The organism is Saccharothrix deserti (genome assembly GCF_009769385.1).
Classification (GTDB): Bacteria; Actinomycetota; Actinomycetes; order Mycobacteriales; family Pseudonocardiaceae; genus Actinosynnema; species Actinosynnema deserti.
This window is the reverse complement of record NZ_VKAB01000024.1, coordinates 43,280-56,206: the sequence shown is the minus strand read 5'-3', so window position 1 is coordinate 56,206 and position 12,927 is coordinate 43,280. Positions and strand designations below refer to the sequence as shown.

The following is a 12,927-nucleotide window of genomic DNA, read 5'->3' as shown; positions in this document are numbered from 1 at the left end:
GGTCCTGGATTCCTGGGTCCTGCTTTCCGCGGTCTTGCTTTCCGCGTCACGGCGCGGGCGGGCCTGGGCACGTGATGTTGTCGTCGCCATCAGGTCTCCCTGGGGCAGTGTGGAGTCAGGACGTACAGATTTTACGCGGAGATGAACATCGAATGAATCGCCGGTGGCGTCCAGCTGGAATATTCACTCGTGCGAATGACAAGATCCGCGCCACCGTGGACGGTCTGCGCACACAGGCGCACACATTCACAGCATTTTCTTGGAGTCCGTGATCGGTCTCGGACGTTGAGCGGGTGAGGCCGTCCGTCGGGGGATCGGCCGGACGACCGAGGAGGAACGGCTGTGCTCACCACCATGCACTTGTCGTTGACCGGCCACACCACGTTCGACGCGGCCGGAGACCGGGGACCGCGCGACATCAACGCCGACGCCGTCGCGACGCACACCGACCCGGTGACGGGCCGCATGGCGTTCGCCGTCGCGGACGGGGTGGGCGACCACCTCCTCGCCGCGCGCGCCGCGCGGCTGGCGGCGACGACCGCCGCGACCACCGCAGTGCACCACGGCGCACGCGGCGGCCTGCTGTGCGCCCAGCGGGAACTGCTGCGGCAGTTCAGCCAGAAGCAGGCCGACGCGGTGCTCGTCGTCGCCGTCCTCCCACCCGCGGGCAGTGCCGAGGAGGTCGCGGACATCGCGTGGGTCGGCGACTGCCGCGCCTACCGGTGGAACGGCCACGTACTGCACCAGGTCACCGTCGACCACACGCTCGCGCAGTTCTGGCTCACGCGCGGCGTGATCCCGGCGCCCCGCGCGGAGCACGTGGTGACCGACTCCGTGCGCACGGCGAAGCCGTCCGACATCGGACACGCCCGCATCGGCGCCGGTCCCGGCACACTGCTGCTGACCAGCGACGGCGTGCACAAAGCGCTCGACCTCGTGCGGATCAAGACCATCCTGGCGGAAGCACCCACCGGGACGGCCGCCGGCGCCCTCGTCACCGCCGCGAGGACGCTCGGCAGCACCGACAACGCGACCGCCGCCGTCATACACCGGTACCCGGCCACGGCCGTGGCGGGCGTGGGCGATCAGCGACCGGGGTGATGGCCGAACCGGTCAGATGGCGAGATCCACGGTCGCTACATCCGACACCGCGACTCCTCCCTGTCGGTCGACCCGCACACCAACACCGACCTCTTCCGGCAGGACTCGTCCTTCACCGCGATCGCCCCGTGACGTGGTGACCGGACGGTGCGGGAGCGGCGCCCTCAGGCGATCACGTTGGTGAGCTCGCCGCAGGCCTCGATCTCGATCCTCACGACATCGCCCTTCGTCAGGTAGTCGCCGCGAGGCATCCCGACGCCGGCCGGGGTGCCGGTGGCGATCACGTCACCGGGCAACAGGGTCAACTGGTGGCTGAGCCACTCGATCTGCTCGTAGACGTCGTGGATCAGCTGATCGGTGCTCGAATCCTGCTTCAGCACGTCGTTGACCCACAGCTTGGCAGTGAGGTCGTGGCAGTCCTCGACGTAGTCCGCCGGCGTGATCCACGGTCCCATCGGCGCGGCGCCGTCGAAGCACTTCTGGCCCATCCAGTCGTAGGTCATGACAGGTGGCCGGTCGCTTCGGGGCATCAGGTCGCGCGCGGACAGATCGTTGACGATCGTGTATCCGGCGATGAACTCGGCGGCACGGTCGGCGGTGACGTCGCGCGCGTGCCTGCCGATCACCACTGCGAGTTCCGCCTCCCAGTCGAGCTCCCGCGACTTCGCCGGCGGGTGGACACCGGCTTGATCGCCGACCACCGAATGCGCCCCGGTCTTGAGGAAGAACCAGGGATCCTTCGGCAGGGCGGCGACGGCCACCTCGGCGATGTCCTCGGCGTCGATGAACGCCTCCTCGCCGTCCCCGGCCGGCAGCCTCAGCTCGCCGCTCATGACCGCGTCCCGCAGGAAGTCCTCGCTGAAGTTCTGGAAGAACCACCGCAGCCGCAGCACGGTCCACTCCAGACCCGCTTCGGCCGGCGCGCGTTCCGCGGCCAGTACGGATTCCTGTTCCAAGCCGCCACCGTCGCCGGGTACGGACAGCAGCACCGCCCGTCGAACCCCGGCCGCCGCGGCCTGCCGGGTGAACGCGGTGACGGCCTCCGTCGCCCACGGACTGCCGAGGTCGGCGACGACCAGGTAGACCGCCGTCACGTCCCGCAGCGCCGGTTCCCACGTGGTGGGGTCCGCCCAGTCGAAGCGCGATGGGCCGGAACGGGATACCGCGCGAACCGGCACACCCCGCTCTTCGAGCAGCCGCACCACTCGGCGGCCGGTCTTGCCCGTGGCGCCCGTCACCAGGATCTTGTCGTCAAGCATGGGTCCAGGCAACCAGTCGCCGACGCCACCGGCCATGGCGCGCAGACTCGTCTCCATACGCGTTCGGCTACGGTGGCCTGCATGGATCCACTGACGGGTCTGCTGAACGGGGTGCGAACCAGTGGTGCGGTCTTCAACCAGTCGTTCCTCTCCGGCTCCTGGGCGCTGCGCTTCGAGGACGGCTCGCCGATGGCGCTCGCGGTGCTGCTGCGCGGTTCCGCCTGGGTGATCGCAAAGGGCGGCGACCCGGTACGGCTGGACCCCGGTGATGTCGCGGTGCTGACCGGCGGCGCGCCGTACGTGATCGCGGACGACCCGGCCGGCAGGCCGACGGTGGTGATCCGCTCCGAGGGCTGCACGACGGCGGACGGCGAGACGACGGCCGCTGCGACGGTGTCCGGCGTGGGCAGTTGGGGCACCGCCCGGCCGGACAGCACCCTGCTGGTGAGCGGTCTGTACACCGTGGACAGCGGTATGTCCCGCCCGTTGCTCGCGGCACTGCCGCCGCTGGCCGTCGTCAAGGCGGAGGTGGGTGTCTGCCCGGTGAGCCCGGCGGTCTTCGAGGAGATCACCCGCGAGGCGGCCGGGCAGCAGGCGCTGCTCGACCGGACGCTGGACCTGCTGCTCATCACCGCGCTGCGCGCGTGGTTCACGCGTCCCGGCGCAGAGATCCCCGCCTGGTACACGGCACACGCCGACCCCGTCGTGGGACCGGCACTGCGTCTCCTGCACACCAACCCCGCCCATCGCTGGACATTGGAGGCGCTGGCCGCGAAGACCGGCGTGTCCAAGGCGAACCTGGTCCGCCGCTTCACCACGCTGTTGGGACAACCACCCATGACCTACTTGCGGGAATGGCGCCTCACCATGGCCGCCGACCTGCTGCGCGAGCCCGACGCGACGCTCGCCGCCGTGGCACCCCGCGTCGGCTTCTCCACCGCTTTCGCACTGAGCGCCGCGTTCAAGAGGGAACGAGGCATCAGCCCGAGCGAGTACCGGACGGGCACGGCGCCGACTCAGCGCTGACGGCCGGAACATCCACCCTGACCTGCACTGATGGACTATTTCTCCGGCGGGACCCGAGAAAGAGGTACAGACTCGACCGCGCAAGTCAATCAGTTGATTTAAATTCTCGCCTTCGGTTGACTGCTCCAAACGGCAGGTCGACCTTGGAGGAGGCTCTCGTGACCGAGAGCGATGGCGCGCAGACGTTGGACTACCCGCTTGCCAGGCCGGGGACGGCGTTGGAGCCACCAGAGGAGTGGGCGCAGCTGCGGCAGCAGTGCCCGGTCGCACGGGTGAAGCTGCCCAGCGGGGACGAGGCGTTGCTGCTCACCCGTTACGACGACGTCAAGCAGGTGTTGTCCGATCCGAGGTTCAGCCGGGCGTTGAACGCCGACGACGCGGCCCGGATCACCGAGTCGGGCGCGGTGTTCGACGACGAGAGGTCGGAGGCCATCCCGCAATCCGGCGAGGGGCACCAGCGGTGGCGCCGACGACATGGACCTCGGCCGCAGCCCGAACCCGCACCTGACCTTCGGCGCCGGACCGCACTCCTGCCTGGGGCAGTTGCTGGCGCGCACCGAGCTGCAGGCCGTGCTCGACGTGCTGCTGCGCAAACTCCCCTCGCTCGACCTCGCCGTTCCGGCCGACGACCTCCGCCGGGTGGAAGGACTGATCGTCGGCGGGCTGACCGAACTCCCGGTCCGCTGGTAACACCGGACGATCGCGCACAACGGCCGGACGTAACGCCGCCTGGTGACAGGCCCTTCACAGCACACCACCGAAACACCACACAGGACGGTCGTCATGCAGGACGTCATCCGGTCGCCCGGCCTGCTGAACGCCTCTACACCCGGCACATCGCCGTCAACCCCAAGGTCGCTTTCGTCGTCGACGACCTGACCACCGAACCCACCTGGACACCCACCGGCATCACCGTCAAGGGCACCGCCACAATGCACACTCAAGGAGGAGAAGTCCTCGGCCCGGGTTTCGGACCCCACTGGATCGAGATCACCCCGACCTGGACGTCCTCCTGGGCATCGACGCCCACCACACGCAGCCGACCGTCCCCAGGAAGGCATGACCACCGACATCAAACCGGGCGGCCTTCGCGTCGACGGCGATCAAACACCGAACACCGGAACGATGGCGATGGGTTCCTCGTGCACCTGCCCGTCCTCGATCCGGAACGAGCGGATTTCGATGTTGTCCGGGTCGCGCGTTGAAACGAAGACATGATGGACGTCCGGGTCCGCGAACCGCACGTCCATTTTCGACGGGTACGCCTCGGATTCCGGGTACGAGCGGTACACGATGATCGGCTCTTCGCCTCGGGCTTCCAGAGCGCGGTAGACCTCGAGTTGCTGCCCGGTGTCGAACTGCCAGTAGACGGAAGAGTCCTCGGCGTTGACCATCGGGATGAATCTCTCCGGGCGGTCGGAGCCGGCCGGACCGGCAACCAGTCCACACGCGATCCGGGGGTGGTCGGCGCGTGCGTGCCCGATGATGGCGTCCACGATCGCCTGGCCGATGGTCATCATCGAGGCATTCTACAGAATAGATCATGACGCTCGCCCGGCGATTCACGGAGCCCTTGGGCTCGCGATGCCGGCGATACCGAAGTCGTTCGCCGTCCGTCGTCACCGGGCGTGCGCGTTACCGGGCGTGCGCGTTCTCGTCCCCGGCGAGCTGTGTCGGTTCGGATTCGTCCGCGCCCGCCCGAACCAGGTGGTCGGAGAGCCCGGCGGTGGCGTGGACCAGGTCGATGACCTTCATGACCTCGGGTGAGGCGATCAGGGTGAGGTCCATGCCGCGATCGCGGCACAGGTCCGCCGCGTGCAGCAGCACGGCCAGCCCCGCGACCGCCATGAACGTCACGGCGCCCAGGTCGAGCCGGATCCGGGTCGGCCCCGCCCCGTCCCACACCAGGTGGTCCTGGATCTCCTCCGCGGCGCGGATGTCGACTTCCCCGGACACCGTGATCATCGTCGTGCCGTCACGGGTCTGGCAGTCGCACGAGAAAACCGTGCCCGAATCGTACGTCCCAGCGTTGAGTGCCACCGTTCGCCTTTCCATTTCCCGCTGCGCCGGAACTATTCAGGCGAGTCGGACTTCGGCCCAGACCGTCTTGCGGTCGCCGCGGGGTTGATGTCCCCAGTTGACCGACAGCCGGTTGACCATGAGCAGGCCGCGACCGTGCGCCGGGGTGTCGAGCCGCCCCAGGACCGGCAGCAGGCTCGGGCTGCCGTCGTCGACCTCGACCCGGACCAGGCCGCGGTCGGGCAACCGGCGCAGCCGCAGCCGTCGTGGCGCGAGCGCGTGCCGGTAGGCGTTGCCGACCAGTTGCGCGGCGACCACCTGGATGTTCACGAGCTGGTCGTCGCCGGTTCCGGGGAACGTGCCGGCGACCAGTCTCATCAGCTCGTTGGGGGTGGGAGGGGTGTCGGGCAGGTCGAGATCCACCCCGTCCCGAGGGAGATCGACAGTGCTCATGGTCCACCCCTCCCGTGCCCTGTGGTCTCAAGGCAGAAGCACGGCGGTAGTACCCAGCCGGACCGTCGGCCAAACGCACGGGGCGACGTGGTCACCAAGAGGCGACCGCGGCGTGCTGCGCTGCCCGGGTGGACGGCCTGCTCGGAGGCCGCCGGCGCGATCACGGCGAGCGGCCGGCGTGGGCAACGGCGTCGTCGGCGGACCCGCTCGATGATGTGCCGGTGAGCACACGTCGGGAACGCCGCCGGGCGTCGCGGGCAGGAACCGGTGTGCGAAGCGACGTGGCGCCGATGGCGCCGACACCGTCTCCGACCAGCCGCTTTCCGCCGATCAGTACCGCTACGTCCGCAGCCGGCACCGGGCCATCACCCTGATCGGCGGCACCGACGACGCCTACACCGCCGGGGTGCTCAACGAGCAGTGGATCCCGGCCGACCCGCCACGGGACTGGTTGGAACGCCAGACCGACGACGGCCCCACCACCTGGCTGCCCGGCCACGAGGCGCCGGCACTCCCCCGGGCAACCCGATCGCCCGCAACGGCGAGTTCCGCGCGCCGTGCGGCAACTTCTCCTACTTCGCCGCAGGCAGCCCCGACCGGTGCACGCACGGTGACTGGAGGCGTCGCGCTCGGTGTGCGGGTCGGTGAGGACTTCGACGAGATCATCATCAACCCGGCCGACGGCGCGTTCATCGGCTGGCGCGACGTGGTGCTCGTCGACGGTGCCCTGCCGAAGGGAACGGTCCGCCAGTCCAGCGCCACCACCGGCGTCGCCGACACCATCGGGGCGCGTGGACACATCCGACTGCCCGTCGAGGGCACCATCCGCCGTCACCGCGTCGACCGGCTGTTCACCAGGGTCGAGCACGGATTCGCCCTGCTCCACATACCGCCGTGTGGCACGATCTCGCACGTGACCAGCAGACCTGCCGAAGCTCAGCGCCTGGGCGACCTCGCGCTGCTGCGCCGCGTTCGCGACCGGATCGACCGGGAGTACGCGCAGCCACTGGACGTCGAGGCGCTCGCCCGCGGCGTGAACATGTCGGCCGGGCACCTCAGCCGCCAGTTCCGGCTCGCCTACGGCGAGTCACCGTACGGCTACCTCATGACGCGGCGCATCGAGCGCGCGATGGCGCTGCTGCGTCGTGGCGACCTCAGCGTCACCGAGGTCTGCTTCGCGGTCGGCTGCCAGTCACTGGGCACCTTCAGCACCCGCTTCACCGAGTTGGTCGGTGTGCCGCCCAGCGTCTACCGGCGGGACGCGGCGCGCGCGACGGCGGGGATGCCGCCGTGCCTGGCGAAACAGGTGACCAGACCGATCAGGAATCGAGAAGCGCCGTCACCGAGCCTGACCTAGCGTGATCGCCATGGACCTCACCATTCACCAGACCTACCTGCCGCAGAACGACCCGGACGCCGCGCTGGCCTTCTACCGCGACACCCTCGGTTTCGAAGTCCGCAACGACGTCGGGTTCAAGGGGATGCGCTGGATCACGGTCGGCCCCCCTGACCAGCCCGGCACGTCCATCGTCCTGCACCCGCCGGCCGCGGACCCCGGCATCACCGAGGACGAGCGCCGCACCATCGTCGAGATGATGGCCAAGGGCACCTTTGCCGCCATCAACATGGCCACCAAGGATCTCGACGGCACCTTCGAGCGGCTGCAGGCCGGCGGCGCCGAGGTCGTCCAGGAGCCGACCGAGCAGCCGTACGGTGTTCGCGACTGCGCCTTCCGCGATCCCGCGGGCAACCTGATCCGCATCCAAGAGCTGCGCTGAGCCGTCCGGCCACCACAGCCGCCCCGCTCCCGCGCCGCCGTACCCGGTACCGCTTGTACTCCGACCGGGACGGCGAGGCGCTGGCGACGGCCACGCCGCACCGCTGGTTCCGCATCTCCCCGCGCCATCTCCCCGCGCCGCAGCCGGGCCCGGCCCGAGGTGAACGAGATGCCGGACCCCGAGCTCATGCACGACGGCCGCTGGTTGGTCTGACGCCTCGGCCGCGCGCGCCGAAGCGGAAGAGAACACGGACGTACGCTCGAAGCCGATCGGATCGAGCCAGGCGACGACACCGGCGGAGACCGCGAAGGCGGCCCACCCGACAGATGGAGACACGATGAGCACGGCCACCATGAGGGACACGCAGTCGCCTGCGCCGCACGTTGCCGACAGCCACGATCTGATCCGCGTGCACGGCGCGCGCGTGAACAACCTCAAGGACATCAGCCTGGAGATCCCCAAGCGCCGGTTGACGGTGTTCACCGGCGTCTCCGGCTCGGGCAAGAGCTCGTTGGTGTTCAGCACGATCGCCGCGGAGTCGCAGCGGCTGATCAACGAGACCTACAGCGCCTTCGTGCAGGGCTTCATGCCGACGCTGGCGCGGCCCGACGTCGACGTGCTCGACGGGCTGACGACCGTGATCATCGTCGACCAGGAGCGGATGGGTGTCGACCCCCGCTCCACGGTCGGCACCGCCACCGACGCCAACGCGATGCTGCGCATCCTCTTCAGCCGGCTCGGCAAGCCGCACATCGGCTCACCCCAGGCATTCTCCTTCAACGTCGCCTCGATCAGCGGAGCGGGTGCGGTCACGATCGAGAAGGCCGGGCAGAAGACGAAGGAGCGGCGCAGCTTCAGCATCACCGGCGGCATGTGCCCGCGCTGCGAGGGCCGGGGCCACGTCAACGACATCGACCTGACCCAGATCTACGACGACAGCAAGTCGCTCAACGAGGGCGCGGTCACGATCCCCGGCTACAGCATGGACGGCTGGTACGGCCGCATCTACCGCGGCTGCGGCTTCTTCGACCCGGACAAGCCGATCCGCAAGTTCACCAAGAAGCAGCTGCACGACCTGGTCTACAAGGAGCCGACCAAGATCAAGGTCGACGGGATCAACCTGACGTACGCCGGTCTGGTCCCGCAGATACAGAAGTCGTTCCTGTCCAAGGACGTCGACGCGCTGCAGCCGCACATCCGCGCCTTCGTGGAGCGGGTGGTGACGTTCATGACCTGCCCCGAGTGCGACGGCACCCGGCTCACCGAGGCCGCCCGCTCGTCGAAGATCAAAGGGGTCAGCATCGCCGACGCGTGTGCGATGCAGATCAGCGACCTGGCCGACTGGGTCGGCAAGCTCGACGAGCCGTCGGTGGCACCGCTGCTCGCCAAGCTGTTGCACACCCTCGACTCGTTCGTGGAGATCGGGCTGGGCTACCTCTCGCTCGACCGGCCGGCGGGCACGCTGTCGGGCGGCGAGGCGCAGCGCACGAAGATGATCCGCCACCTCGGTTCCTCGCTCACCGACGTCACCTACGTCTTCGACGAGCCGACCATCGGCCTGCACCCCCACGACATCCAGCGGATGAACGACCTGCTGCTCCGGCTGCGCGACAAGGGCAACACGGTCCTCGTCGTGGAGCACAAGCCGGAGGCCATCGCGATCGCCGACCACGTCGTCGACCTCGGCCCCGGCGCCGGCACGGCGGGCGGCACCATCTGCTTCGAGGGCACCGTCGAAGGGCTGCGGGTCAGCGACACCATCACCGGCCACCACCTCGACGACCGGGCCGCCCTCAAGGACACGGTGCGCACACCCACCGGCAAGCTGGAGATCCGCGGCGCGACCACCCACAACCTCCAGGACGTCGACGTCGACATCCCGCTCGGGGTGCTCTGTGTGATCACCGGCGTCGCCGGCTCCGGCAAGAGTTCGCTGATCCACGGCTCCGTCCCCGCCTCCGCGGGCGTCGTGTCGGTCGACCAGGCGCCCATCCGCGGCTCGCGGCGCAGCAACCCGGCGACGTACACCGGACTGCTCGACCCGATCCGCAAGGCCTTCGCGAAGGCCAACGGCGTGAAGCCGGCGCTGTTCAGCGCCAACTCCGAGGGCGCCTGCCCCAACTGCAACGGCGCCGGCGTCATCTACATGGACCTGGGGATGATGGCCGGCACCGCCGTCACCTGCGACGTGTGCGAGGGGAAGCGGTTCGAGGCATCGGTGCTGGAGTACCACTTCGGCGGCCGTGACATCAGCGAGGTGCTCGCGATGTCGGTGAACGAGGCCGAGGAGTTCTTCGGGGACGGCGAGGCGCGCACACCGGCCGCGCACGCCGGCCTCGGCCGGCTCGCCGACGTCGGGCTCGGCTACCTCACCCTCGGCCAGCCGCTGACCACGCTGTCCGGCGGCGAGCGGCAGCGGCTCAAGCTGGCCACCCACACGGCCGAGAAGGGCGGCGTCTACATCCTCGACGAGCCGACCACCGGCCTGCACCTCGCCGACGTCGAGCAGCTGCTCGGCCTGCTCGACCGGCTCGTCGACTCCGGCAAGTCGGTCATCGTCATCGAGCACCACCAGGCGGTCATGGCGCACGCCGACTGGATCATCGACCTCGGCCCCGGCGCCGGCCACGACGGCGGCCGGATCGTCTTCGAGGGCACCCCCGCCGACCTCGTCGCCGCCCGCTCCACCCTCACCGGCGAGCACCTCGCGGCCTACGTCGGCACCTGACCGAAACCCCGCGGACACCGTGTGGTGAAGCCGCGTGCACGCGGCTCTGCCGTGGGCACGCGGCTCAGCGGGCGGTCAGCGGCCGGTCAGCGCGCATTCAGCGGTCCCCCTCACCCTGGGCCCACCAAGCCCCGGCACCAGGGAGGCACCATGAAGGCGATCAACCACGCGGCTGTGGTCGCGCCGCCCGCCGGCCGCGGCGGAAGATCCCGCGGGTTCTAGCGATGGTCGATCAGAAGGTCCTCGAAGCGCAGCAGTGGGTGAACGCCACCTACGGCGCGGTGCCGGGTTACACCCGGTGCGCGGAAGACGGCCGCACCGGCTGGCCGACGATGCACTCGCTCACCAGGGCTCTGCAACACGAGTTGGGCATCACCACGCTGTCGGACTCCTTCGGCCCGACGACGCTGGCGAAGCTCACCGAACGCGGACCGGTCGGTCCCGGCTTCGCCGACCCGAACATCGTGCGGATCGTCCAGCACGCCCTGTTCTGCAAGGGCTACTGGGCAGGCGAGACCACGTCGGGGACGTACGGCGCGACCACCCAGAACGCGGTCGTGCGGATGAAGGCCGACTGCGGCGTCACGGCCGCCGGCGTCCTACAGCCCAAGTGGTTCAAGGCGCTGCTGACGATGGACGCCTACATCCTGGTGTCGGGCGGCAGCACCGAGGTCCGGGCCATCCAGCAGTGGCTCAACCACCGGTACCTGGATCGGTCCACGTTCTTCGTCGTCCCCTGCGACGGCCGGTTCTCCCGGGACGTGCAGGTGGCCCTGATGAAGGCCATCCAGTACGAGAGCGGCATCCCCGACGACCAGGCGACCGGCAGCTTCGGCCCCGCCACCCGCGACGCCCTGCGCCGCAACACCGTCGGTCCGGGCTCGCCCGGCACGTGGGTGCAGCTGTTCAGCGCCGCGTGCGTGTTCAACGGCGACGTCAACGGCGCGGCCACCGTGTTCAAGGCCGCCTGGGACGACCGGCTCGCCGAGTACGTGCGGGTGTTCCAGGAGTTCTCCGCGCTCGACCGCACCGGCGTGGGCGACTACCGCACGTGGGCGCAGCTACTGGTCTCCACCGGTGACCCCGACCGGCCGGCGAGCGCCTGCGACACCCGCTTCCACATCAGCACCGCCCGCGCCCAGGCCCTGCGCGCCGCCGGCTACACGGTCGTCGGCCGGTACCTGGACGAAGATCCGACCAGCACGCTGAACAAGGAACTCCAGCCCGGTGAGCTGGACGCGATCTTCGCCGGCGGCATGCGCGTCTTCCCGATCTCCCAGTACGACGGACGCGAACTCACCAAGTTCAGCTACCAGCAGGGTTACCAGCACGGGCTGCGTGCGCACGAACGCGCCGTGCACTACGGCTTCAACCGCGGCACCGTCATCTACTTCGCGGTCGACTTCGACGCCACCGACGAGCAGATCACGTCCAACGTCCTGCCCTACTTCCACGGCGTCCAAGCCGCCCTGGCCAACCAGGGCAAGCGGTACGTCGCCGCGGTGTACGGGTCCCGCAACGTGTGCGCCCGCGTCACCAACCAGGCGTACGCCCGGTACTCGTTCGTCTCCGGGATGTCCTACGGCTTCTCCGGCAACCTCGGCTTCCCGATGCCCGCCAACTGGTCGTTCAACCAGATCAAGGAGTTCAAGTTCACCAGCGGGACCGACACCTTCGACCTCGACCGGGACGTGCACCGGCCGTTCAGCGACCCCGGCGTCGGCCCGGAGAACGTCGGCGGCACCACTTCCCCCGTCGACGCGTTCCTGCACTACGTCGAGCAGTTGTACGCCACGGCGGTCGCGTACGGTCCGGGTGATGCCAACCTGAGGGTCCTGGAGTACCTGCGGTACCCGACCTACGTGGACGTCTACAGCGGCTGGCAGAACCTCATCGGCGACGTCGACCGGGCGTGGATCGACTACGCGAAGGCCAACGGGCCCGGTCGGGTCGAGAGCTACCGCGACCCCTCGCTCGGCGTGACCGTCAACGTCGACCACCTGGGCGCCACCGCCAACGCCGTCTACCTCAAGGGCAACGTCAACGGTGTCACGGCCAACCGGGGCGACTTCGGCGGCTGGGGCGGCGACCTCGCCACCTTCTACGGCGAATGGCGGGCCAACAGCGAGTCCTACCCGTCCGGTTACGCGTTCTGCGCCGATCGTCTGGCCAAAGTGGACGTCCGCTCGTCGTTCCCGCTCGGCGACCTGATCGAGGACGTCGACGGCCACCTGCTCGGCCTGTCGCTGCGGATCGGCGGCCGGGTGGACGAACTGCTGCGACTGCACCTGGCCGGCACCGGGCACGTGGGCCGGTTCGCCCGCTTCTTCGGCGCCCGGTACGACGCCAGGAACGCCGACATCGTCGCGGCCGCGAGGAACATGCTGATCAGCGACGGCACCGATGCCGAACTCGGCGGGCTGTGCACGGCGGCGATCCGCACCACCGGCGGCTGGAACTGCCTGCTGCCCGGGATGCTGCCGGCCGACAAGCTCGACCCGTTCCTCCAGGGCTACGCCGACACCATCGAAAAGCTGGCCCGTGGCTGACCTCCGACCCCGCG

General features: G+C 69.5%; 11 protein-coding genes and 1 pseudogene. 8 read left to right on the top strand and 4 right to left on the bottom strand.

Annotation, left to right across the window (positions count from 1 at the left end):
• The first annotated feature begins 342 nt into the window (after positions 1–342).
• Positions 343–1,101, top strand: coding sequence for a PP2C family protein-serine/threonine phosphatase (locus FM051_RS32635; RefSeq protein WP_238412812.1), 759 nt, complete (start codon positions 343–345; stop codon positions 1,099–1,101).
• Between the two features lie 24 nt (positions 1,102–1,125).
• A complete protein-coding gene (locus FM051_RS54105) occupies positions 1,126–1,233 on the top strand; it encodes an AbfB domain-containing protein (protein WP_158850374.1) in 108 nt (35 codons plus the stop codon).
• 32 nt (positions 1,234–1,265) lie between these two features.
• On the opposite strand, the gene FM051_RS32625 is transcribed toward FM051_RS54105, so the two are convergent.
• Positions 1,266–2,360, bottom strand: coding sequence for a fumarylacetoacetate hydrolase family protein (locus tag FM051_RS32625; protein WP_158850158.1), 1,095 nt, complete (start codon positions 2,358–2,360; stop codon positions 1,266–1,268).
• 81 nt (positions 2,361–2,441) lie between these two features.
• On the opposite strand from FM051_RS32625, the gene FM051_RS32620 reads away from it, so the two are divergent.
• Entirely contained in the window at positions 2,442–3,386 is a 945-nt protein-coding gene (locus FM051_RS32620) for an AraC family transcriptional regulator (RefSeq protein WP_158850156.1), read from the top strand.
• Between the two features lie 465 nt (positions 3,387–3,851).
• Positions 3,852–4,076, top strand: a pseudogene (locus FM051_RS54100) (cytochrome P450); the annotation flags it as partial.
• Positions 4,077–4,489: 413 nt separating this feature from the next.
• On the opposite strand, the gene FM051_RS32610 reads toward FM051_RS54100, so the two are convergent.
• From FM051_RS32610 to FM051_RS32600, 3 genes are all read right to left on the bottom strand, one after another.
• Positions 4,490–4,906, bottom strand: coding sequence for a M67 family metallopeptidase (locus FM051_RS32610; protein ID WP_158850154.1), 417 nt, complete (start codon positions 4,904–4,906; stop codon positions 4,490–4,492).
• Positions 4,907–5,021: 115 nt separating this feature from the next.
• Positions 5,022–5,441, bottom strand: coding sequence for an STAS domain-containing protein (locus FM051_RS32605; RefSeq protein WP_274383798.1), 420 nt, complete (start codon positions 5,439–5,441; stop codon positions 5,022–5,024).
• 21 nt (positions 5,442–5,462) lie between these two features.
• Positions 5,463–5,858 (bottom strand): ATP-binding protein, encoded by a 396-nt coding sequence (locus FM051_RS32600; protein WP_158850150.1) that lies wholly within the window; start codon positions 5,856–5,858, stop codon positions 5,463–5,465.
• A 913-nt stretch (positions 5,859–6,771) separates the two neighbouring features.
• On the opposite strand from FM051_RS32600, the gene FM051_RS32595 reads away from it, so the two are divergent.
• The 4 genes from FM051_RS32595 (at position 6,772) to FM051_RS32580 (ending at position 12,913) form a co-directional block, all read left to right on the top strand.
• Positions 6,772–7,215: a helix-turn-helix transcriptional regulator gene (locus tag FM051_RS32595; protein ID WP_158850372.1), complete on the top strand. Its 444-nt coding sequence runs from the start codon at positions 6,772–6,774 to the stop codon at positions 7,213–7,215.
• A 10-nt stretch (positions 7,216–7,225) separates the two neighbouring features.
• A complete protein-coding gene (locus FM051_RS32590) occupies positions 7,226–7,636 on the top strand; it encodes a VOC family protein (RefSeq protein WP_158850370.1) in 411 nt (136 codons plus the stop codon).
• 337 nt (positions 7,637–7,973) lie between these two features.
• Positions 7,974–10,364 carry an ATP-binding cassette domain-containing protein gene (locus FM051_RS32585; protein ID WP_158850148.1) on the top strand — a complete coding sequence of 797 codons (2,391 nt, stop codon included), beginning with the start codon at positions 7,974–7,976 and terminating at the stop codon, positions 10,362–10,364.
• 224 nt (positions 10,365–10,588) lie between these two features.
• Entirely contained in the window at positions 10,589–12,913 is a 2,325-nt protein-coding gene (locus tag FM051_RS32580; RefSeq protein WP_158850146.1) for a glycoside hydrolase domain-containing protein, read from the top strand.
• Positions 12,914–12,927 lie beyond the last annotated feature (14 nt).